Source organism: Rhizobium moroccans (genome assembly GCF_057559155.1).
The window spans coordinates 11,201-32,831 of the sequence record NZ_JBHFJG010000039.1; the positions used below are offsets into that span (position 1 = coordinate 11,201).

A 21,631-nucleotide genomic window follows, 5' to 3' on the forward strand; every position below is an offset into this window, starting at 1 on the left:
GGGGCGGCCCCCGGCACTTACGCTCCCCTCATTAATTGGCATTGGCCCCGATTTCGCTATCCCAACGCTCCAGCAGCCTCTTGCGGGTATCGGGATTGCCGTAGGTCGTAAAATCATAGTCGATCAGCTTGATCTCTTCGAATTTGGGGGCTTCCTTGGGTACATCGGCGCTCTTGTTGGAGGGGAGCTGGAAGGATTTCGCCTCCTTCATGTGCGACTGCACGTCGGCTCGCAGCGCCCAGTCGTACCACTTCTTTGCATTTTCAAGATTGCGGGCGCCCTTGACGATCGACATCGAACCGATCTCGTAACCGGTGCCTTCGCAAGGTGCCACGGATTTGACCGGGAAGCCTTCGACCGTCTGGGCGACGGCGTCATGCATGAAGACGATGCCGATAGCCGTTTCGCCACGCGCTGCGGCCTTCACCGGCGCGGAACCCGATTTCGTATACTGGGAAATATTGGCGTTCAGCTTCTTCAGGTAGTCGAAAGCCTGGTCCTCGCCCATGATCTGCACGAGGGTGGCGAGCGCGGTGTAGGCCGTTCCCGAGGAATTCGGATTGGCCATCTGGATCTCGCCCTTGTAGGAGGGGTCGAGCAGATCGGCCCAGCATTTCGGTTCATTGAGGTTCTTGGACTTGAAGAGCTCGGTATTGTAGCCCCAGCCGAGCGCGCCGGCATAAACGCCGACCGTCCGATAGCCCGAGCTTTCGGCCTGCTTCTTCGCCCAGTCCTGAAGCTCGTCGAGGAGGGGTGACCTGTATTCCTGCGTCAGGCCCTCGGAAGCGGCCTGCAGATGCGGATCACCCGTTCCGGCCCACCAGATATCGGTTTTGGGATTACGTGCCTCGGCGCGGACTTTCGCATAGGTCTCACCAGAGGACAGGCGCACCATGTTGACCTGGATTCCGGTTTCCTTCTGGAACATGCCCTGCATCAGCTCGCAGATTACCACGTCGGCGGAGCAGATAAGGTTAAGCTCTTCGGCGGCTCGAGTTGCCGCTGCATTCGACGTCAGGCCAGCCGCCAACGCGGCTCCTGCCAACATAGCCAGGCGCATGATGATCCTCCCAGATTTGGCGACGCCTCCACATCACCCGCTTTTTGCAAGCGTGTGCAATGGTTCCATGCGAGTGAGGAGGTTGTCAATAATAAATTTCTGAAGAATTTCGGAAATGAAGCGGCGGACTGTCATCAATTTATTGCACTCGCTTGCAAAAAGATGCATGAACCGGATCGGGAGGGAGCCCACCATGAGCCGCAAGGTCTTCGTCAGCGCCAAGGAGGTCGCCGATCGGGCGGGTGTTTCCCGGTCAGCAGTTTCGCGTACTTTCACGCCTGGCGCCAGTGTCTCGGAGGAGACTCGGCGACGCGTGGTCGAAGCGGCCGAGGCGCTCGGCTACCATGTCAATCATCTCGCCCGCGGGCTCATGCGAAACGAGAGCGGCATTGTCTGCCTCATCGTCTCCGAACTCGACACCCCCTATCGGGCGCGCCTTCTCAAAGCCCTGACGCAGCAATTGCAGAGTGTCGCTAAGATTGCCATGGTAATCAATACCGACCGGTCCGATGACAGCGTCGATCTGGCACTCAGGCAGGCGATCCGATACCGCGCGGATGCTTCCATCATTCTTTCGGGCATGCCGGACAAGTCGATCACCGATCTGTGCCTGAAGAACGGACAGCGGCTGGTGCTGATCAATCGCGACGAAGACCGCGAGGGGCCGCTGCTCATCAACCTGAACGACCGGGAAGCGGCCCGCCGCGCCTTCATTGCCTTGCAGCGGGCGGGTTGCCAGACTTTCGCATTCGCCAACTCCGCCGCGATGACGCCCAGTCTGATGGCGCGGGAGGAAGGTTTTCGCGAGGCCGGGCGGGCGCATGGCATCGAGGTGGTGGTGGAACGCTACGGCCCGACCTCTTACCGGAGCGGCGCAATCGTGGCGCAGCGCCTGCTGACGCGCGAGAAGCGGCCGGATGCGATCTTTTGCGCCAGCGATCTTCTGGCCTGCGGGCTGATGGATGCCGCCAGGCATCAATTCAATCTCGCTGTTCCTTCGGAACTTTGCGTGATCGGTTTCGACGACATAGAGCAGGCCTCGTGGTCATCCTACAATCTCACGACGTTCGCGCAGCCGGTGGAGCGCATCGCCGCCGAGGCGGTGGCCTGGCTCGCGCAGCCCTCCCAGACGGAGGCGAATTCGCACAAGCTCGAAGCGGAACTGATCTGGCGCGGATCGGTGCGAGGCGGTTAGCAACTTCGCCTGCGAAGGGACATTCACATATGGATCATACAGCGGATACTTGTCCGCCATGGGCTACTCAGTCTTCTTGATAGCCGGCAGGTTCAGGGCATAGCGCGTGTGCCTGCGTTCGCCGGTCCGCGTTAACGCACCCTTTTGAACCAAGTCATGAAGATCGCGGGTCGCTGTCGCCCGGGAGGTACGCGTGATGGAAATGTAATTCTCAGCGCTCAAGCCGCCCTTGAACCCTGTGGGGCCTTCACGGAAGATGCGGGCGACAACCTTTTCCTGTCGCTCGTTGAATTGGCCGCGGAATCGGTCATGGAACTTTGCCTTCTCGATATAAAAGGCAATTCGCTTGATGGTCGTTTGCTGCGCCTTCAGGATGGTCTCGGCAAAGTAGACCAGCCAATCGGTGATATCGAGCGTCCGCTGGTGCCGTTCGAGTTGATCGTAGTAGGCTTTTCGATCCCGCTCTATCGTATAGGCAAGCGCGATCAAGCTGGGTTGTCCGATATTCTGCGCAAGGGATTTTTCGGCAAGGGCGCGGCCAATTCTGCCATTCCCGTCCTCAAATGGGTGGATGCTTTCGAAATATAGATGGCCTATGCCGGCGCGTGTCAGTGGCGGCAGGGGGAGCGCCCCACCCGGTGATGATTTATTGAACCACTCGACATAGGCCGTCATTTCTTCAGGCACTTGTCTTGATGGTGGAGCTTCAAAATGGATGATAGGCTTGTCGTGGCGGCCGGAGACAATCTGCATGGCATCATCATGAGCCCGGTATCCGCCGATAGTTCCGATATGGCGGTTTCCTGCCATCAGCATGTTGTGCCAGTGAAACAGGGTTTGGTGATTGAGCGGAATGGCCCAGGTGTCATAGACGCCAACCATCATTTCAGCGATCCCGCGTTCCTGCGGTCGCACCGGTCGACTATCGGCGTCAAGGCCAAACTGCCTTCGCAAGGAAGATTGGACGCTCAATCGATCGAGCATCTCGCCTTCGATTTGCGACGTTTTTACCGCCTCTTCGCTCAAAAGTTCGATGCGTAGCAGATCGCGTTCATCATCGCTGACATGCCGAACAGCACCGATCACTTCCCCTGAGACTAGGAGGAACCGGTTCTCAAAGTGTTCCAAAGCGGCCGCGTCATAGCTGAATCGCGGCCAGGCTTCCTGTGTCCAATTCCATGTCATGAGCTATAGGTCGCGTTTCTATAACTCAATATACGGGCAATCGTGAGTTATAGCAACATATCCTATCGCTCAGAGAGACTGGAGCTTCTCGGCAAGCTCCGCCTCCTCATGTCCAACATAAGCAAGCGCTTAGGGCGCCCATTCCGCCCCAAGCCTCACTCAATCCAGATACCGCGGGGGAACTGGGTACTCCCCGCGGTATCCTTCTCGGGAGGTTACTTGGTGGCAAGCGCTTCGTTGATCTTGGCGACATCCGCTTCGAGGTTCTTGTAGGTCTCCTCGAGGCTGAGCTCGCCGACGATCAGCTGGCTCATGCGCTGCACGATCTGCTGGTAAACGGCAGTGCCGCCCTTCATGCGTTCGAATTCGCGCGCGGCCTGAGGCACGTTCTTTCTGTTGTCGAGAAATACGGCCATGGAAGCCTTGGCGTCCTCGTTGGAGATTTTGTATTGCGGGTCGCTGATATCCGCGCCCGTGAGGATGACATAGGTCTCGGCGATCTCACGCTGGACTTTTTCCGAGCCGAGGAACTCGATAAACTGGGCGACCGCTTCGGGGTGTTCCGTGCGCTTGAAGCCGACGATCGCAGTGGCGCCGGGCATCGCATAGCAGCCCGCGTCGGCGCAGGGAGCATTGATGGCCGTCCATTCGAAGGCATCTCCGATTTTCTTCTGGAACGGGTTCACCATCCAGTTGCCGGCAAGATAGGTCACGACATTGCCGTTGACGAATTCGTCGCCCATATTCTTGTATTGCGAGCCGCCGGCCGCTCCCCACATCTCCTTGGGGAAACTGCCGTCCTGCGTCCAGGCGTAGAGGTCTGCGATGTACTTGCGGGCCGCTTCATCGGGAAAATTGAACTTTCCGTCCTTGACGTAAGTGGAGCCGTAGGAATAGGCGCCGCCCGAAAAGCGATGACCTGAGCGGTCCATCGTGAAGGGTATCTGCACGCCGGTTGCCTTGGCGACGCGCGCGGAAGCTTCGACGATCTCCTTCAGCGTAGCGTTCGGTCTCGGCAACGGTTCGCCCGCCTGCTCGAACAACGTCTTGTTGATGAAAGGCAGGTTGAGCGTCTGTGAGGCGACGTAGCCGTTGATCGACTGTGGATCGTTCACGCCCGGCAGGCGAAGCTGATCGAGGCTGGCGCCGTGCAGCTCGGTATAGGCCTCCGGATCCTTCATGTAGCGGCGCATATCGAGGTAGTATGGCGCGAGCTGCCAATCGGTGATCTTGGCGAGATCGGGGCCCTTGCCTGCGGCCAACTGAACCGGCAACTGCTTTGCCACGGCGTCATAGCCCGAGGACACGAAGTTGACCTTGATGTCCGGATGCGAGGCCTCGAATTCCTTACTCAGGGCGGCCATGTGCTCGACATAGCTCTGGTCGTCATCCGTGAAGAGAAAGGTGATGGTCTTGGTTTGCGCCAATGCGGCGTTTGAAAGGGAAATCGCTGCGAAAACGAACGCACTGATCCCCGTAAGAAGTTTCTGCATTTTCATCCTCCCAATGAAAATATTTTCATAAATCGAGATCGCCTCCATCGGCGCCATTCTCGATTTATCTCTTTTTGATACTTGACAACGTAAACGTCAAGCTGTTTCGTCTCTAAAAACGAGGAGCAGTCTTCATGTGAAAATTGTTCCTGAATTGTAGTGAAAATATTTTCATAGATCGACGGGAGGCGATCCAATGCAGCAAGCGGCTTGCGCCGACAGCGATCCGGCAGATCCGACCTCTACCGTCCGCCCTGGCGAGACGATCACGGCCTGGGTGGTTTCCGATCTCACCGAGGAATATTTCCCGGGCGTGCCCGCGTTGGCGGAGGATCGCGTGAATTATCGCTTCATCAACGGTTTCGTGGATGTCGGCGATCTGCCGTGCCGCAAGGCATTCTGGGCAAAGATGGTGGGGCGTGACATCTCCCCCCGAACGGATTGGCAGTCTTCCTTCCTTAATCTTCCCGGCTCAAATCGGCGCGTCGAGTTCACGAGCTTCTGGCATGTGCCCACGCATGTCAGCCGCTGGCTACGGGGAACGTTCCGCAGCGAGCGGGAACGCGAGCTTCTTCTGCGGCTGAAAACCTGCGGCGGGATGCGCATCTGGGTAAATGGCTTGGAACAAGCGCGATTCGAACCTTTCCTGCGGAATGTCGAAAGCGAAACGGATATTCGTTTGAGGCTGAAGGCTGGCGACAACGAGATCCTCGTATTGACTGAGGATCTCGCGGAACGCGATACGATCTGGTTCTTCGAGTTGGAACTGGCGGACCCGGAGCCTCTGACGGTTGTCCTGCCGGTTGCCCTGGACCGGGAAGAGGTGAGGCAGCTGGAACTGTTGGTGCGGGGCATCCGTCCGGCCCTCGATGTTTTCGTGAACCAGCCGCTGGAAATCGTCTTCGACAGTCCGCCTGGCTCCGACCTGCCCGTCCACGTCGAGGTCTATAGTCACGGCCATGACCGGGCTATCCTCGCCAGTGCCGATCTGAAACTCCATGCGACCGAAACACGACTGAGGGCAGACGATATCGCGGGGATTCCTGACGGATATCACGGCATCAGGCTCAAGCTCGGTTCCGGTGCCGGAACCGTTACGCGCAACATAGACGCGGCTTTTCTGAGCGAACTCACGCCTTCCGCCCCGGCATTGCTTTTCGAGCGGAAACGGGAAGCTCTGGCTTTCAGCGCCCGCTTCGGCGCCGAGCGCATCGGGCGCGTCCTGGCCATGGCTGCGCGCGGTGAAATCGATCATGAGGTCATGGAGCGCATCGTCGACGCGACCTTGCGGTCCATCGACAAGCGCGAGGATTGTTCCGATTTCGTCATGGTGCCGCTTCTTTGGCTCCTTGGAGACTATGGGCATTTGCTGCCGCCCGTCATCGTGGAGCGGATCCGTGCCTCCATTCTCGGCTACCGCTATTGGGTGGACGAACCCGGCAACGATGTCATGTGGTTCTGGAGCGAAAACCATGCCCTGTGCTTCCACACAAGCCAACTGATCGCAGGCAGGCTCCTGCCCGAGGAATCGTTTTCGGCTTCCGGCAGGAAAGGGCGCGAACAGGCTGAACTCGCGACGCAGCGGCTGCATCGCTGGTTCGACAGCGTCGAAGCGCATGGTCTGGCAGAATGGAATTCCGCTGCCTACTATCCGATTGATTTCATAGGTCTCTTTGCTCTGGAGCGGTGGGCTGAACCGGCGATCGCGGCAAGAGCCAGGCACCAACTCGACTGCATTTTCCGGATGGTCGCGCTGCATACGCTGGCGGGAGTGCCGGCGGGGTCGCAAGGGCGCGCCTATGACAAGGAATTGCGAGCAGGCCCTCTGACGGAGCTTGCTCCTTTCGCAAGGGTGGCCTTCGGCGACGGGTGGCTGAACGGTGGGGTGGCTTCGCTGCCGATGTTCTGCGCCGGCACCTATGAGCCGCCCTCCGACCTTATTGAATTGGCCCAATTGACGCCGGGACGGGCAATCGAGGCGCGCTATACGCAAGGCCTCGAAGAGGCCCGGCTCGTGCTGTTCAAGACCGAGGCCTCGCAACTTGCCACGGTGGTCGATCACAAGACGGGCGGGAAGGGGCACCAGCAACACGTGCTCGACATTCGCCTGGCTGGCCATCCGATGGCAAGACTCTGGATCAACCATCCCGGCGAGGATGACCCTTGGGGCACGCAGCGCCCCTCCTATTGGGCCGGTAACGGCATTCTGCCGCGCGTCATGCAATATCGCGACGTGGCCTTGCTCATTGCCGATACGAAAGATGCCCGCAACGCCTGGACCCATGCCTATATCGGCCGTGACGGTCTCGATGAAGTCATCCTTGAAGGCGGCTGGCTCGTGACCTGGTCCGGGCGTGGCTTTGCAGCCCTCCACGCGACGAACGGGCTCGAGCTCGTCGCTCAAGGCGCAACGGCCGGGCGGGAGATACGCTCGCACGGAACGCTGACCGGCTGGGCGGCTATCGTCGGCGCCGGAGACGACGCTGCCTTCCAGCGCTTCATCGAGCGGATCCGGGCAACGCGCGTCACTTTCGAACCCGAAAGCCGAATGCTTTCCCTCACTCCGCCCGGACGGGCAACGCTGAAACTTGCCTATTCCGGGGTCTTCACCGTGGGCGATGAACCCAAGCCTTTCCTTCATGACCGGCCGGTGCCGAGCCTGACCTATGACAGCCTGGAGGCAGATGGCTCAACCGACCATCCCTTCTATGCGTAAAGGACAATCAAACCGATGGATGCGATGACCCTCACCAAGCCGGCCTTGCAGGACACGATCGACCGGGTAGCGGCGGCATTCAGTCGCCTCAAGGGCATCAAGGAAGGTCTTGCCGGCACGGATGCAGGCAGGGGTATCCAGTTCGATGAATGGGACTGGGAGGTCGGGGTTGGGCTTTACGGCTTCCTGCGGCGGGCGCTTGCCGCCGGTGATCGTCGCGCGCTCGACGATCTCGTCGATTGGTATAGTTGGCAGATAAAAAGAGGCCTGCCGCCGCGACAGATCAACAGCACGGCTCCCATGCTGCCGCTCGCCATCCTGATCGAGCATGTCGACCGGCCGGATTTCCGCGCGCTCGTGGAGGATTGGGCGGATTGGCTTGTCCGCAAACTTCCCAAGACCGAGGATGGCGGCTTCCAGCACGTCGTCAAGGAACGGCTGAACGAGGGCGAGCTTTGGGATGACACGCTGTTCATGGCCACCCTTTTCCTGGCCCGCGCCGGCGTCGTATGCGGAAGGCGCGACTGGATCGACGAGGCGGTCTACCAGTTCATGGTGCATACGCGCTATCTTTCCGATCCGGTGACCGGCCTGTGGTATCATGGCTGGACCTTCATCGGCCGGCACAATTTCGCCAAGGCCTTCTGGGCACGTGGCAACGCCTGGATCACCGTTGCCATTCCCGAACTCTTTGAGCTCGTTCCGGATCTCGACGAGAAGGACAAGCGTTTCCTCTCCAATGTCCTGGCAAGTCAGGTCCGCTCGCTGAAGGACTTCCAGCGGCTTGACGGCATGTTCCACACGCTTGTCGATGATTTGACCTCGCCCGTGGAGACCTCGGCCACAGCCGGTATCGCATACGGTATCCTGCGTGGCGTCCAGGCGGGCATTCTCGATGCCGCAGATCGTGAGAATGCCGAGCGGGCGCTCTCCGCAGTGCTTGCCCATATCGATGAAGAAGGGGTCGTGGAGGGCGTCTCGGACGGTACCCCCATGGGGCATGATCTTGAATTCTATCGCCGCATCCCGAACCTGCCGACACCCTACGGGCAAGCGCTGACCATGCTGCTGCTCACCGAGGTATTGCTGGAAAAGGAGGGAAAGGTATGACGCGGAGGATTTCCCATTCCATTCCGGCCCGGCAGGAAGAGGCGACCTTGCATATACAGGCAGCCATAGACGAGGTCTCAGCGCTCGGGGGCGGACGGGTCGAGTTATGCCCCGGCATTCACGTCATCCGGGGGCTTCGGTTGAAATCTGGCGTTGAACTTCACTTGCCCGAGGGGGCGGTCCTGCGGCCCGTTCCTGATTACGAGGCCTATTCCGCAACGACGGTTTCGGTAATTGCCGAAAAATCGGACCGCGGGATCATCACTGCAAGGAATGAGGTGGATATTGCCCTGACCGGGCATGGACGGATCGAGGCGGGCGGGGAGGGGTTCATCGCCGGCGACGACCAGGCAATGGGCACCTACATCCCTGCCGAATTTCGTCCGCGGGTCCTCGTGTTGGAGGGTTGTAAGGACGTTCGCCTGGAGGATATCGAAGTCATCGACTCCCCAATGTGGACCTTGCATTTCGTCAATTGCGAGGATGTGCATGTCTCCCGCGTGACGGTCTCCAACAATCGCCGCCTCCCCAATACCGATGGCATCGTGCTCGATGCCTGCCGGGGCGCAGTCATCGAGGATTGCGTAGTCTCGACCGCGGACGACGGCATATGCCTCAAAACGAGCATGGCGCCGAACGGCGGCGCCATAGGCAGTTGCGAGAACATTGTCGTTCGCCGATGCACGATAGAAAGCCAAAGCTGCGGACTGAAGATCGGCACGGAATCACACGGCGATTTCACCAATGTCGTTTTCGAGGATTGCCGCATCCGCAATTCCAACCGCGGACTTGGATTGTTCTCACGCGACGGTGGGCGCATTTCGAACATCCGCTTTTCGCGGATCGACGTGGACTGCCACGAAACGCTCGACGGCTTCTGGGGATCGGGCGAAGCATTGACCGTGACCGTGGTCGACCGCGTGCCGGAACGTCGGGCCGGTGCGGTGGAGAACCTGATCGTCGAGGATTTGAGCGGGCGCATGGAAGGGGCGATCGTGCTCGTCGCGACCTCTGCCGCCGGTCTCCAAAATGTCCGGCTGTCGCGCCTGAGGCTCCGGCAAGCGGCCGGCCAATTGGGTACAGCCTCGTGCTATGATCTGAGACCGACCCATGCGGACATCGCGCCGAGCCTGGATGCGGTCGGCCGCGCGAACGCCTGGACGAGGGGAGCCGATGGAAAGGTGATCGGGATTGTCGATTATCCGGATGGCCTACCCGCCATTTTCACCAAGGGCATGAAGGACCTTTGGATGGACGAGGTGCATATTGAAAGGCCTGAGCCGCTGCCTGAGAGGTGGAATGCAAACGTCCTTCATCAAGCGAATTGAACCTGGCGGGAGCAGGGTATGGGAGAACTGAAACTTACCGGTGTGAACAAGGCGTTCGGCGCGCTGACCGTGCTGCACGACATCAACCTGACCATAGAGGACGGAAAGTTCGTCGTCTTCGTCGGGCCGTCGGGTTGCGGCAAGTCTACGCTTTTGAGGATCATCGCCGGGCTGGAGGACATTTCCGCCGGCGGCATTGAGATCGGCGGCCGCGATGTCGGCCGGTTTTCGCCCGCCGAGCGCAGGATTGCCATGGTCTTCCAGTCCTATGCGCTCTATCCGCATATGAGCGTGCGCAAGAACCTGGCCTTCGGCCTGGAAAACCTCAAATTCAAGCGCAGCGAGATCGAAGCGCGGATTCAGGAAGCGGCGCGCATGCTGGCCATCGAGCCTTATCTGGACCGGAAGCCGAGGCAGCTTTCGGGCGGCCAGCGGCAGCGCGTTGCCATCGGCCGCGCGATCGTGCGCAATCCAGATATTTTCCTCTTCGACGAGCCGCTCTCCAATCTCGATGCGGCCCTGCGCGTCCAGACACGTGCGGAAATCACCAGACTGCACCGCGAGCTCAAGACCACGATGATCTATGTGACCCACGACCAGGTCGAGGCCATGACGATGGCCGACCAGATCGTGGTGCTGAACAGTGGCCGGATCGAGCAGGTGGGAACACCGCTCGAACTCTTCGACAATCCCCGCAACCTGTTCGTGGCCGGCTTTTTGGGCTCGCCCCGAATGAACATGCTGAAGGGAACGGTGACCGCCATCGAAGACGGTTCTGTGGCGATCGACGTGGGCTACAGGATCGCCTTGCCTGCAAAACTCGATCCCGCCGGCGCCAGGATAGGTCAGCCCGTGCTGGCCGGCATACGTCCGGCTCACTTCACGTTGTCTCAGGAGGAAGGGCTGCCGTTCATCGTTCAATATCACGAGAGCCTCGGCACCGAGACCTATGTCTATGGAACCCTCGACGGCCAGAGCGAGCAGATCATCATCCATCAGGCCGGTCATTTTGCTCCGAAGGCAGGGGGGCGCTTGTTCCTCATGCCCATGCCGGAGCGCTTGCACGTTTTCGACCCCGACACGGGTCTTGCCCTGCCGCGGGCCGTCGAGGAGCCAAGGAGGGTTCATGAGCACGCCTAGGATAGCGACCCTGGCCGACCGGACGCTCGATTTCGTCATGCGGTTGGTCGAGGCGCCGATCAACGGGTTTGAGTGGCTCTTTGGCAGGAAGCGGATGCCTTATCTGTTCCTGGCGCCCAATCTCGTGCTTTTCGGCATATTCACATTCCTGCCGATTGCGATTGCGGTCGGTTATGCCTTCACGGGGGGAACGGAACTCTTCGTTGCCGACCGGCCGTTCGTCGGTTTCGACAATTTCCGCCAACTCTTAGCCTGCGAGGACTACTCGAGCCCCGGTAGCTGCCGCGAATCCCTGTTCTGGACAGCGATATGGAACACCCTGTGGTTCGTCGGCTTCAACGTGGCGGCGACGCTTCTCGTGGCACTCGTCACCGCGCTGATCCTCAATCGGGCGATTGCGGCGTGCGGCTTCTTCCGCGCCGTCTTCTTCTATCCCGTTCTCTTGTCGCCCGTAGTCATCGGCCTCATCTGGAAATGGTTCCTGGATCGCAACGGCCTTCTCAACGCTTTCCTGCAAATGCTTGGCGTTCCACCGGAAATCTTCTTGCTGGATGTAGGCTGGTCGCGGTTCTTCGTGGTCGTGGTTTCGGTCTGGTTCCATATGGGGTTCTATACATTGATCCTTCTCGCCGGCCTTCAGGCCATCCCGAAGGATCTCTACGAGGCTGCCGCGATCGACGCGGCCTCTCCGAGACGGACGCTGCTGCGCATTACGCTGCCGCTTCTCGGCCCGAACCTTCTGGTCGTGCTCATCCTGCTGATGATCCGATCGGTGCAGATTTTCGACGAGGCCTGGGTGTTGACGAATGGCGGCGGTCCCGGCACGGCCAATAGTTTCATCGTCCAGTATATCTATCAGATGGCCTTCGGCAGCGATCTGCGTCTGTTCGGACTGGCTTCGGCCGCCTCGGTGCTGATGGGTGTCGTCCTGCTCATACTGACGCTCATACAGTTGCGGCTTGGCCGCAGGATGGAGTCGTGATTCCATGTCGACCAGCCTCGATCCCGTCGCTTTCCTGACCCGCACGCGCCGGCCCGGACGTGTCGGCGTGACCGACATCCTCTCTTGGTTGTGGCTGATTGGTGGGACGCTTGCGGTCCTTATCCCGGTTGCCTGGGCGGGGCTTTCCTCGCTGAAGCCGGAAGCGGAGATCACGCGTTTTCCACCGACGCTGCTGCCGAGAGCAGCCGTCCAGAAAACCGTCACCGGCTTTGAAAACCCGCTCAGCCTCTGGAAGGTCACAGTCGACGGAGAGACCCGCGAGATGGCGATGGTCCGTCGCATCGGCCTCAAGGCCCAGATGGTCGATCCGAATGAGCCCGGCAAACCGGTCAGCATCGACGTGAAGGATATTTCGCCGGTCCAGCAGCTTACCGCCGCGACGGAGAACTACACCGATCCTTTGACGAAGTTCGACTTCCTGACCTTTCTCAAGAACTCGGTTTTCGTCACTTTCGTCGCAACCATCCTGACGCTCATCGTCAATGCACTGGCTGCCTTTGCTCTGTCGAAATATCGCTTCCGCGGCGACAAGGCGATTTTCGTGCTTATCATTTCGACGCTGATGATCCCGCTGACGGTGGTCATGGTGCCGGCCTATCTCGTGGTCGTCGGCGTGGGGCTGGTGGACAATCTGTGGGGTATCATCATTCCGACGATCGCCTCTCCCACCGGCGTTTTCCTGCTGCGCCAATACATGCTGACCATCCCGGACGAGTTGATAGAAGCAGCGCGCGTCGATGCGGCGAGTGAATTCCGCATCTTCTGGCGCATCATTCTGCCATTGACCGCGCCGGCGCTCGCGGTTCTCGCGATCTTCTCGATCCTGTGGCGCTGGAACGACTTCCTCTGGCCGCTGATCGTGCTGAGCAGCCGCGAAAACTTCACGCTGCAGGTCGGGCTCAATGCCTTCCAAGGCGAGTTTTCGGTCCAGTGGCATTATATCCTGGCGATGACCTTCCTGAGCCTTCTGCCGGTCACCATCGTTTTCTTCTTCCTCCAGAAGTACATAACCACCGGCATTGCCGGGACGGGCATGAAGTAAGTTCAGTCGCGGGGCGGTGCCACGCTGCCCCGCAGGACAAGCCTGCAGCCGAGCTCCAGCCGATGCGCCGGCCGCAGCGGATCATTGGCGATCAGCCGCTGTTCGAGCAGACCGAGAGCGGCCGCTCCGAGATGCTCGACCGGCAGGTGTATCGTCGACAGCGGCGGTGAACTGAATTCACCCCGTACGATATCGTCGAAGCCGAGCACCGAGATGTCCTCGGGCACCCGCAGTCCAGCGACGGCAAGTGCCTTGAGGCAGCCGAGCGCCAGATTGTCCGCAGCGCAAAAGATTGCCGTTGCACCCTTCAATATTGGATCCGTAGCCAACAGCTCCCGGATCGCTCGCTCCCCCTGCACAGGCTCGAAACCGTCTGCTTCCACGACCATGTCCACCGGCAGGGAAAGGCCTGCAGCCAGATAGGCATCCGCATAACCGTCATATCGCCGGCGGATGGTGGTTCGGCCTTTCCAGGTAAGATGCAGGATGCGGCGGTGCCCGAGCGCCATAAGATGTTCTATGCCCTGGCGGGCACCGAAGCGGTTTTCACCGGTGACCGTGTCGACAAGCATCGAGGGATCCTCGCCGTTGAGGATCACCAACGGCGTCCTTGCCTGCGCAAGCGCGCGAATAAGCTCGGGCCGGTCATCGTTGAGGACAACGATGCCATCGACATTTTCAGCCTGAGCGATCCGCCGGACCTCCGCGGGATCGATCCGGTTGCCGGCACTGACAAAGGGAATGATCCTGATGCTGCGGCGCTCGCATTCCTGCCTGAGGCCGTTCAGCATCGTCCAACTGACCAGGTTGAGATCGCTATGCGGGGCCGCCTCACTAGTGATCGCAAGCAGTATGGTGCGAAGGGTTGCAATGGTCGCGCGGCTTTTCCTGCGCTCCAGATAGCCCAGCCTTTGCGCGGAATTCAGGACGCGATCACGGACCTCGAGGGAAATTGGTGCGGTCCCGTTCAGGACATGGGAAGCGGTGCTGAGAGAGACGCCGGCATTTTGGGCAACCTCCCTTAATCCGATCTTTGCCTTCACACGCACCCCCTCAGGACACATCGACGATTGCCGGCTGCATGGATGGCAGCGCGTAACTGTTCTAATGCGCGGCGAGATCGGATTGAAGTGGTTCGTTGGCTGACAATAGAGAATGTTGGCCGACAACGACAGACATGACCGACTTCTGCCCGCCAATCCTAGGATTACGTCCCGGAGCCCTCCAGCACGGCAATCAGATCCTTGCGCACCGCCGCGATGTGGTCGGCCAGAAGCCCGGCGGCTTGCTCGAAATCACGGGACCGGCATAGCCCTATCAGCTCGCCATGCTCCGTCATCGCGCGTGCCATGGCCGCCTCGCTCGATAGCTGCACGCGGGTATAGCGATCGCTGGTCTGCAACAGCGACGCGACGATCTGCTGCGTACGCGGCATGTTCGCTCGATGATACATCGCCATGTGAAGCTCCGCGTTGAGCCTGCCATATTCGTCTATCTGGCCGCCGGCGATTGCCCTCACATAGGTCGCCTGCTTCTCGTCGAGGCGATCGAAATCTTCCTGGATGAGCTTCGGAGCCGAGGCCAGGAACAGGCGCGGTTCCAGCAATATGCGTAGATCGAAGACGTCGTCGATCTCTTCTCGCGACAGTTGAGAAACGATCGCGCCCTTCTGCGGCAGGATCTTCACCAGCCCTTCGGCCTCGAGCTGGAACAGTACTTCCCTGATCGGAATGCGGCTAACCCCATAGGCCTCGGCAAGAGCATCCTGCCGCAACTGGCTTCCTGCCGCATAGCGTCCAGAAAGGATTGCCTGGCGGATCTCGTTGATGAGTGCGCCCGAAAGGGTGCGGTGCTTGAGAGGTGAGGTCATGACGTTTCCCGCTACACGAAATTGATTAAAAAGCCAGTTGACTCATCAAATGTATAAAATCTACATTATACCAAAATAAAGGGAACAGGAATGTCAGATCAGCTATCACCGCCGGGGACGGCGGCTTGGCCCATCCGTGCGATCATCGCCGTTTCGGAAGCGGTTCTTACCTGTGAGAAGGTGCTTGTCGGCGGCCTGATGGCGCTGCTTCTCGCTCTTATCCTGCTCAATGTGGTGACCCGTTACTCCGGTACGCCGCTCTACTGGGTGGATGAAGCAGCCGTTTACGCAATGGTGTGGCTTTCCTTCATCGGCGCCTCCGCCTTGACGCGGCTCAGGCTCGACTTTTCCGTAACACTTCTCAGCGACAAACTCTCGGTGGTGAATGCGCGGCGTCTACAGGCGGTTGCCAGCCTGTTCGGCACAGCCTTCGCCATTGCGCTTGCGGTAATGTGCTGGAACTGGATGGACCCGCTCGGCATCGCCGCAGCCGGTTTCGATGCCAAGGCCTATGCGGGGCAGAGCTTCAACTTCCTCTATACCGAGCATACACAGACCCTCGGCTGGCCGACCTGGATGGTCAGCCTGGTGCTTCCGCTCTTTGCTGTCAGCATGACGATCCACACGCTTGCCAATCTCGCCGAGGACGCAGGGCTTTCCCCGCGTCGCCGTCGTCCGGACTTCTCGAACGCGGAGAGCGTGAACTGATGGTGACCTCTGCCGCCTTTCTCGTCCTGATGCTGGTCGGCGTGCCGATCGGGCTCTGCCTTTGCATTGCCAGCATGGTCTACATCTTTGCCAGCGGAAACACGCTACTCTTCCAGAGCCTGCCGGTTCAGCTCTTCGGCGGCGTCGATAATTACGGGCTGATCGCCATCCCGCTCTTTGTCCTGATCGGCGAGGTGATGAACGGCGGCGGCATCACGAAACGGATCATCGACATGACCATGGCCTTCATCGGGGCCATGCGTGGCGGGCTTGCCTATGTGAACCTGTTCGCCAATATGTTCGTCGCCTCCATTCTTGGGTCGGCCACCGCGCAGGTCGCCATTATGGCGCAGATGATGGTGCCGGAAATGGAGAAGAAGGGTTACGACAAGACATTCTCGGCCGGATTGACGGCCTATGCCGGCATGCTTGGCCCGATCATTCCGCCCTCCATCATGTTCGTCGTCTACAGCGTGCTGGCGCAGGTGCCGGTGGGCGACATGCTGGCGGCCGGCATGCTGCCCGGCATCCTTCTGACGATCATCTTCTGCATCGTCATCGCGCTGATGGGCTTCGTCTACAATTACCCGCGCGGCGAACGCATGACGCTCGGGCAACGCCTCCGCGTCATTGCGGATGCGCTGCCGACGCTCCTTATCCCGCTCATCATCGTCGGCTCAATCATGGCCGGCATCGCCAATCCGACCGAGGCAGCCGCCGTGGGGGTGATCGCGGCGGTACTGGTCGGGCGCTACTGGATCGGCGAACTCAGCTTCGCGCAGCTTCCCAAAATGCTGCTGCGTGCCGGTATCTACTCGGCCGTCGTCCTATTCCTGGTTGCCGCCGCTGCCGTGTTCTCATGGGTGCTGGTCTACGGCATGGTGCCCCAGAAGGTCGCCGCCTGGGTCCAGACAATCGCGTCTGATCCGATTACCTTCATGCTTCTCGTCAACGTCATCCTGCTGGTCATCGGCACGGTTATCGACGGCGCACCGGGGCTCATCATGACAGTGCCAATCCTTCTGCCCATCGCCACCGAAGTCTACGGCATCGACCCGGTTCATTTCGGCGTCGTGGCCGTGGTCAATCTCGTGCTCGGCTTTCTCTCGCCACCGGTCGGTCTCTGCTTCTTCGTGGCGTCTGCGGTGACAGGAGCAAAGCCGGGCAAGATGTTCATCGTCACGCTGCCGTTCTTCTTCGCGGCCTGCGTGCTTCTCGTCCTGCTCTCGATCTTCCCGATCCTGTCTACCTTCTTCTTGAATCAGTCGTAAAAATAAAACTCCAGAGGAACAACGCCATGACGATTACCCGCAGACAGTTCATCCATACAGCAGCCCTCGGCGCAGCCGCGCTTTCCGTCCCCACCGTCCTTCGTGCCCAGGAAGCAAAGACACTTCGGCTCGGCATCACCACGCCGCCGGGGCATCCCTGGAACAATGCCGCGCTGAAGGTCGGCGAGATGCTGAAGGCCGAGACCAAGGGTCGCCTCGACATCGCGGTCTTCCCCGCCAACCAGCTCGGCACGGAAGCGGCGATGCTGCAGCAGATGCAGGCAGGCTCGCTCGATCTCGGCTGGATCATGACCGCCGAGCTCGGCTCGCGCATTCCCGCCGTCGCCGCGATCAACGCGCCTTGGGTGGTGGATTCCACGGCCAAGGTGGCGAAGCTCGTGCGCGAGCCGGTCGCCATGGGCCTGCTTGACGTGCTCCCCGCGGAAACCGGTACGATCGGCCTTGCCTGGGGCATCACCACGATGCGTGTCGTCTTCACGGCAAAAGAGATCGGTGGCCTGGAAGACCTCAACGGTATGAAGCTCCGCATCAATACCACGCCCGCTTACCGCGACTTTTATCAGCTCCTTGGAGCCGCCCCGACGCCGATCCCGACCCCTGCCGTATTCGATGCCATGTCGAACGGCCAGGTGGACGGCCTCGAAGCCGATCTCGACTTCTCCTGGAACCAGCGCTTCGACAAGGTCTCAAAGACCATGCTGAAGATGAACGCCATCTTCATGCCCTGCGTGGCGCTTGCTTCCGGCCGGGTCTGGCAGGGGATGCCCGCCGCCGATCGCGAATTGATCACCCGCCTCACGAAGGCCGCGCTCGACGAGCAAATTGATGCGACAGTCGCAAACGAAGGCAAGCTCCTCGAGGAATTCGGCAAGGCGATCGACATCAAGGAGGTCCAGGTGACCGATGCCGGCAAGATCATCGCCGAATACGACAAGATCTGGCTGCCCAAGGCACCGGTGCTTGCCGAACTGCGCAAGGTCGGGGCAACGCTTTGATAAACCGGGCGCTGTCCGGCCGACCGGGCGGCGCCATCATCTGAACGAAAAGGAGTTTCGAAATGACCACCGGCTGGCGCGGCGTATTTCCCGCCGTCACGACGCAGTTCAACGAAGACATGTCCGTTGATCTCAAATCCACTCAGCGTGTCCAGGATGCGCTCGTCAACGACGGGGTGACCGGCCTGATCGTCATGGGCACCTGCGGCGAGAACAATTCGCTCGATCCGGAGGAGAAGCGCACGATCCTCAAGGCGGCCGTCGAGGTGGTCAACGGCCGCGTGCCGGTTGTCACCGGTGTATCGGAACTCGATACGCGCCGCGCCGTCGCCTATGCCCGGGATGCCGAAAAACTCGGTGCCGACGGCCTCATGGTGCTGCCTGCCATGGTCTACGTGCCGAAGCCGGAAGAGCTCGTCGCGCATTTCAAGGCAGTGGCGGAAGCGACCTCGCTGCCGATCATGCTCTACAACAACCCGCCCGCCTATCGCGTCAATATCGGCGTCGATGTGCTGAAGGCCCTCGAAGACGTCCCGAACATCAAGGCGGTAAAGGAAAGCGCGCCCGATCCGCGCCGCTTCACCGATCTCATCAACGCTTTCGGCGATCGCTTCGATATATTCGCTGGCCTCGACGACGTGGCGCTCGAAGGGCTGATGCTCGGCGCCAAGGGCTGGGTCTCCGGCCTCACCAGTGCCTTCCCGCAGGAATCCGTGCAGCTCGTCGCCGCCGCCGAGAAAGGCGATTGGGAAGAGGCGCGCCGTATCTATCGCTGGTTCATGCCGCTTCTGCATCTCGATGCTGAGCATGATCTCGTGCAGTCGATCAAGCTTGCCGAGCAGATCATGGGCCGCGGTTCCGAGCGCGTCCGCATGCCGCGCCTGCCGCTCTCCGGCGCCCGTCGCGCCGAAGTCACCGCCATGGTGGAAAAGGCGGCCGCAACCCGCCCGAGCCTCGGCAAGAAAGCAGCCTGACGATACCAAGCGGCCGGGACTACCGGCCGCCATCCGCAGGATAGGTTCTCGTCTGGAGATTTTGTCGCGCCAGTGTTGCGCAGATGCTAGAGCTTCAGGAGCTTGATTTGGCCGGTGGCGGTTTTTCCTGCCGACGGTCTGTTTCTCCTATGGGGGGAAGTATCCAGATGAAGAAACTTCTTGCCGCCGCCCTGCTTGCATGCTGGCCGTTCTTTTGCGGGCCAGTCCTTGCGCAGGATGAAAACGATGTTGCCGCAATGGTGCAGGAGGATCTCGCCAGCGGACGGCTTGGCGAAGCTGACCAGCGGCTGAGTTCGATGGTCGCCAGGACGTCCGACAGTGCCGATGCCCGCTTGGGCCTTGGTTTCATTCGTACCGCGCGGGCCTTCGAAACGCTGGTGCGGTCGCTCTATCGCTACGGCTTCTCGCCCCGATCCGAGGGTTATGAACTGATTTTCGGTTCCAGGATCGACGCCATTGCCTGGAATCCCGATCCGGAGCCGATTACCTACGACCAGTTTCGAGGGATATTGTCGACCTTCATCGGGAATCTGGACAAGGCCGACGAGGTTTTGGCCGCCGTTGGAGACGAGCCCGCAAAGTTGAAACTTGATCTGTCGGTCATCCGTTTTGATTGGAACGGCGATGGCGTTCTCGGTCCCGAGGATCAGTTCGGTCGTGCCGTTTCCGACCGTGACGAGAACGGCAATCCGCTGCCGTTTGTCGTCGGGTTCGATACGGCCGACGCCAAATGGCTTCGGGGCTATAGCAATCTGTTAAGGGCCGCTGCAAAAGCATGGCTTTCGCATGATTTTTCCGAAAGCTGGAATAGCGGCTTCGCGCTGGCCTTCCCGCGCGCGGTTTCGACAATGAACGCCGAGGCCGCAACCGGCTCTGACGAGACGATATTCGGCTTGCAGAAGGGACAGGCCAGCGACATCGCGGATTTCATTTCGCTTATCCATACCATTCGGTGGCCGGTCGTGGACGAGGTCATGTGGAACGAAGTGCGCGGCCACTTGAAGGAAGTCATCGAGCTCAATCGCGAAACATGGGCACTGATCGCGAACGAAGATGACGACGACCACGAATGGTTGCCCGGTCCGAAGCAGAAAAATGGCGTTCTGCCCGCATTGGACGTCACCGAGGAAAGGATCCAGGCTTGGCTGCAGGTTCTGTCGCAGTTCGAAGCCGTTCTCGACGGCAGGCTTCTGGTTCCGCACTGGCGCTTCGATAAAGGTGTGAACATGGCAAAGGTCTTCGACGATCCAAAGCCCTTTGATCTTGTTCTATGGATCACGGGTCCTGCTGCCGTGCCCTATCTGGAGAATGGCGCGACGATGGCCTCGGGAGATTGGAACCAGCTGACGTCGATCTTCGGAGGCAATTTCATGAGCTACGCCTTCTACTTCAACTAATTCTCACCGGCATGATCGTCTGGATCGGCCGGCGATGTGCCGGCTCATTGGAGGAGCGCCGCTCAGGCCGCATCTCTTCCTTGCTCATCTTCCATGCCCGTCAGACGCAGTTCCTGATCCGGTTCGTCGAATCCCAGAAGGCCGCCATGGCGGCTTTGCCGTACCTTGTTCACGTGGGCGCGCGGGCTGAGGCCCAGATTCCGTTTGAACATGCGTGAGAAATAATAGGGGTCGGTATAACCCACCTCCGCGGCAGCGGCTGCAACCGGCATCCCGCCCTCCAGAAAGTGCATTGCCCGCTCCATGCGCTTGAATTCCTGGTATTTCCGCGGTGTCCTTCCCACGCGCTTCTGGAACGCGCGCAAGAAGTAATCATGGTTGTAGGGAGAGGCCTCCACAGCGCGTATGGCGATGTCCACATCGAGCGGATTGGCCGCGATCATCGTGGCGGCCTTCATGACCGCAAGGTCGAGCGCATCTCCGCCCTCCGGTTGATAGGCAGCGCTCCCGCGCCAGCCGATGAAGGCGTCCTCGATGAAGGCGATCAGGAAATACATGAAAAGGTGGTGCTGCCCGAGCGTGATGGAGGAGGGTGGGGCACCCTGGCGGTAGTGGCGGGCAAGCGGTTCGAGCAGGCTCCATCGGCTAAGCCTGATCTTCGGTTGTAATTCCATCTGCGCGAGCAGGTCGTAGCGGCCGTATATGTCGAGCGTGAAGTGCTGCGCGATCCCGATATAAGTCTCGGCTCCTTCGTTCCAACCCTGGAAGCGCTGTCCCCGCGTGATCAGCATGGCATCGCCGGGCTCCATCACCCTCGGCTCTCCATCGATCAGGTAATGCCCGCGCCCTTCGAGACAAATCACCAGATCCTCCACCGGGTTCGTCTTGTCGATCCGCCAGGTTTGCGAATGCTCCATGCGAATTGTCGCGCGCGTGAGGGTCAAATTCAGCGCCGAGGGTGGAATGCTCGATAGAATGCCGCCTTCGATTTCATCCATCTTTTTCCTCCTCTTTGTTAATTCAGTCTGCGCCAAAAATGCGGTTATGTCATCACCGACACCGCAAAAGCGGGCCGAATTCAAGGGAGGAGATCGGAGTGTGA

17 protein-coding genes and 1 pseudogene are annotated in these 21,631 nt (G+C 60.0%); 12 read left to right on the forward strand and 6 right to left on the reverse strand.

The genetic code is table 11. From position 1 onward, the window contains the following. Positions 1-31: 31 nt before the first annotated feature. Positions 32-1,060, reverse strand: coding sequence for an ABC transporter substrate-binding protein (locus tag ACE04I_RS17825; RefSeq protein ID WP_046793340.1), 1,029 nt, complete (start codon positions 1,058-1,060; stop codon positions 32-34). A gap of 193 nt (positions 1,061-1,253) precedes the next feature. Between ACE04I_RS17825 and ACE04I_RS17830 the strand changes: the two genes are divergently transcribed. Further along, positions 1,254-2,255, forward strand: coding sequence for a LacI family DNA-binding transcriptional regulator (locus tag ACE04I_RS17830; protein ID WP_046793341.1), 1,002 nt, complete (start codon positions 1,254-1,256; stop codon positions 2,253-2,255). Positions 2,256-2,318: 63 nt separating this feature from the next. Here ACE04I_RS17830 and ACE04I_RS17835 read toward each other — a convergent pair whose 3' ends face one another. After that, the gene (locus tag ACE04I_RS17835; RefSeq protein WP_046793342.1) at positions 2,319-3,440 is read right to left on the reverse strand and encodes a Fic family protein; all 1,122 of its coding nucleotides are present in this window, start codon (positions 3,438-3,440) and stop codon (positions 2,319-2,321) included. A 215-nt stretch (positions 3,441-3,655) separates the two neighbouring features. Then, the gene (locus ACE04I_RS17840; protein WP_046793704.1) at positions 3,656-4,933 is read right to left on the reverse strand and encodes an ABC transporter substrate-binding protein; all 1,278 of its coding nucleotides are present in this window, start codon (positions 4,931-4,933) and stop codon (positions 3,656-3,658) included. A gap of 196 nt (positions 4,934-5,129) precedes the next feature. Here ACE04I_RS17840 and ACE04I_RS17845 point away from each other — a divergent pair, with 196 nt between their 5' ends. The 6 genes and pseudogenes from ACE04I_RS17845 (at position 5,130) to ACE04I_RS17870 (ending at position 13,272) form a co-directional block, all read left to right on the forward strand. Further along, positions 5,130-7,649: a hypothetical protein gene (locus ACE04I_RS17845; RefSeq protein WP_046793343.1), complete on the forward strand. Its 2,520-nt coding sequence runs from the start codon at positions 5,130-5,132 to the stop codon at positions 7,647-7,649. 15 nt (positions 7,650-7,664) lie between these two features. Continuing rightward, on the forward strand, positions 7,665-8,759 hold the full coding sequence (bglB, locus tag ACE04I_RS17850; RefSeq protein ID WP_046793344.1) for a beta-galactosidase BglB: 1,095 nt from the start codon (positions 7,665-7,667) through the stop codon (positions 8,757-8,759). Then, a pseudogene (gene pglB, locus ACE04I_RS17855) lies at positions 8,756-10,118 on the forward strand (polygalacturonase PglB). The gene bglB and the pseudogene pglB overlap by 4 nt, the downstream one beginning before the upstream one ends. Next, a complete protein-coding gene (locus ACE04I_RS17860; protein ID WP_046793346.1) occupies positions 10,106-11,227 on the forward strand; it encodes an ABC transporter ATP-binding protein in 1,122 nt (373 codons plus the stop codon). The pseudogene pglB and the gene ACE04I_RS17860 overlap by 13 nt, the downstream one beginning before the upstream one ends. After that, positions 11,214-12,209 (forward strand): carbohydrate ABC transporter permease, encoded by a 996-nt coding sequence (locus ACE04I_RS17865; protein WP_046793347.1) that lies wholly within the window; start codon positions 11,214-11,216, stop codon positions 12,207-12,209. Before ACE04I_RS17860 ends, ACE04I_RS17865 begins: the two co-directional genes overlap by 14 nt. Before the next feature lie 4 nt (positions 12,210-12,213). Next, positions 12,214-13,272: a carbohydrate ABC transporter permease gene (locus tag ACE04I_RS17870; RefSeq protein ID WP_046793348.1), complete on the forward strand. Its 1,059-nt coding sequence runs from the start codon at positions 12,214-12,216 to the stop codon at positions 13,270-13,272. Positions 13,273-13,274: 2 nt separating this feature from the next. On the opposite strand, the gene ACE04I_RS17875 is transcribed toward ACE04I_RS17870, so the two are convergent. Continuing rightward, positions 13,275-14,315: a LacI family DNA-binding transcriptional regulator gene (locus tag ACE04I_RS17875; RefSeq protein ID WP_487207416.1), complete on the reverse strand. Its 1,041-nt coding sequence runs from the start codon at positions 14,313-14,315 to the stop codon at positions 13,275-13,277. 164 nt (positions 14,316-14,479) lie between these two features. Further along, positions 14,480-15,142, reverse strand: coding sequence for a GntR family transcriptional regulator (locus ACE04I_RS17880; RefSeq protein WP_046793350.1), 663 nt, complete (start codon positions 15,140-15,142; stop codon positions 14,480-14,482). 90 nt (positions 15,143-15,232) lie between these two features. On the opposite strand from ACE04I_RS17880, the gene ACE04I_RS17885 reads away from it, so the two are divergent. The 5 genes from ACE04I_RS17885 to ACE04I_RS17905 all read left to right on the forward strand — a co-directional run bounded on the left by ACE04I_RS17885 (position 15,233) and on the right by ACE04I_RS17905 (position 20,529). Further along, complete coding sequence (locus tag ACE04I_RS17885; RefSeq protein ID WP_487207417.1) at positions 15,233-15,850, forward strand: TRAP transporter small permease; 618 nt, start codon at positions 15,233-15,235, stop codon at positions 15,848-15,850. Beyond that, a complete protein-coding gene (locus tag ACE04I_RS17890; protein ID WP_046793352.1) occupies positions 15,850-17,121 on the forward strand; it encodes a TRAP transporter large permease in 1,272 nt (423 codons plus the stop codon). The genes ACE04I_RS17885 and ACE04I_RS17890 overlap by 1 nt, the downstream gene beginning before the upstream one ends. 26 nt (positions 17,122-17,147) lie before the next feature. Next, positions 17,148-18,137, forward strand: a complete 990-nt coding sequence (locus ACE04I_RS17895; RefSeq protein ID WP_046793353.1) for a TRAP transporter substrate-binding protein — start codon at positions 17,148-17,150, stop codon at positions 18,135-18,137. Between the two features lie 62 nt (positions 18,138-18,199). Then, positions 18,200-19,111: a dihydrodipicolinate synthase family protein gene (locus ACE04I_RS17900; RefSeq protein ID WP_046793354.1), complete on the forward strand. Its 912-nt coding sequence runs from the start codon at positions 18,200-18,202 to the stop codon at positions 19,109-19,111. Positions 19,112-19,278: 167 nt separating this feature from the next. Next, positions 19,279-20,529, forward strand: coding sequence for a hypothetical protein (locus ACE04I_RS17905; RefSeq protein ID WP_137326517.1), 1,251 nt, complete (start codon positions 19,279-19,281; stop codon positions 20,527-20,529). 62 nt (positions 20,530-20,591) lie between these two features. Here the strand turns inward: ACE04I_RS17905 and ACE04I_RS17910 are convergent, their stop codons facing one another. After that, the gene (locus ACE04I_RS17910) at positions 20,592-21,527 is read right to left on the reverse strand and encodes a helix-turn-helix domain-containing protein (RefSeq protein ID WP_046793356.1); all 936 of its coding nucleotides are present in this window, start codon (positions 21,525-21,527) and stop codon (positions 20,592-20,594) included. Between the last annotated feature and the right edge of the window lie 104 nt (positions 21,528-21,631).

Excerpts from the sequence above, each read along its gene's own strand:
- ACE04I_RS17865 (WP_046793347.1), top strand. The coding sequence starts at position 11,214 with ATGAGCACGCCTAGGATAGCGACCCTGGCCGACCGGACGCTCGATTTC.
- ACE04I_RS17890 (WP_046793352.1), top strand. The coding sequence starts at position 15,850 with ATGGTGACCTCTGCCGCCTTTCTCGTCCTGATGCTGGTCGGCGTGCCG.
- ACE04I_RS17840 (WP_046793704.1), bottom strand. The coding sequence starts at position 4,933 with ATGCAGAAACTTCTTACGGGGATCAGTGCGTTCGTTTTCGCAGCGATT.
- ACE04I_RS17910 (WP_046793356.1), bottom strand. The coding sequence starts at position 21,527 with ATGGATGAAATCGAAGGCGGCATTCTATCGAGCATTCCACCCTCGGCG.
- ACE04I_RS17860 (WP_046793346.1), top strand. The coding sequence starts at position 10,106 with ATGGGAGAACTGAAACTTACCGGTGTGAACAAGGCGTTCGGCGCGCTG.
- ACE04I_RS17830 (WP_046793341.1), top strand. The coding sequence starts at position 1,254 with ATGAGCCGCAAGGTCTTCGTCAGCGCCAAGGAGGTCGCCGATCGGGCG.
- ACE04I_RS17880 (WP_046793350.1), bottom strand. The coding sequence starts at position 15,142 with ATGACCTCACCTCTCAAGCACCGCACCCTTTCGGGCGCACTCATCAAC.
- ACE04I_RS17870 (WP_046793348.1), top strand. The coding sequence starts at position 12,214 with ATGTCGACCAGCCTCGATCCCGTCGCTTTCCTGACCCGCACGCGCCGG.
- ACE04I_RS17885 (WP_487207417.1), top strand. The coding sequence starts at position 15,233 with ATGTCAGATCAGCTATCACCGCCGGGGACGGCGGCTTGGCCCATCCGT.
- ACE04I_RS17825 (WP_046793340.1), bottom strand. The coding sequence starts at position 1,060 with ATGCGCCTGGCTATGTTGGCAGGAGCCGCGTTGGCGGCTGGCCTGACG.
- bglB (WP_046793344.1), top strand. The coding sequence starts at position 7,665 with ATGGATGCGATGACCCTCACCAAGCCGGCCTTGCAGGACACGATCGAC.
- ACE04I_RS17900 (WP_046793354.1), top strand. The coding sequence starts at position 18,200 with ATGACCACCGGCTGGCGCGGCGTATTTCCCGCCGTCACGACGCAGTTC.
- ACE04I_RS17845 (WP_046793343.1), top strand. The coding sequence starts at position 5,130 with ATGCAGCAAGCGGCTTGCGCCGACAGCGATCCGGCAGATCCGACCTCT.
- ACE04I_RS17835 (WP_046793342.1), bottom strand. The coding sequence starts at position 3,440 with ATGACATGGAATTGGACACAGGAAGCCTGGCCGCGATTCAGCTATGAC.
- ACE04I_RS17905 (WP_137326517.1), top strand. The coding sequence starts at position 19,279 with ATGAAGAAACTTCTTGCCGCCGCCCTGCTTGCATGCTGGCCGTTCTTT.
- ACE04I_RS17895 (WP_046793353.1), top strand. The coding sequence starts at position 17,148 with ATGACGATTACCCGCAGACAGTTCATCCATACAGCAGCCCTCGGCGCA.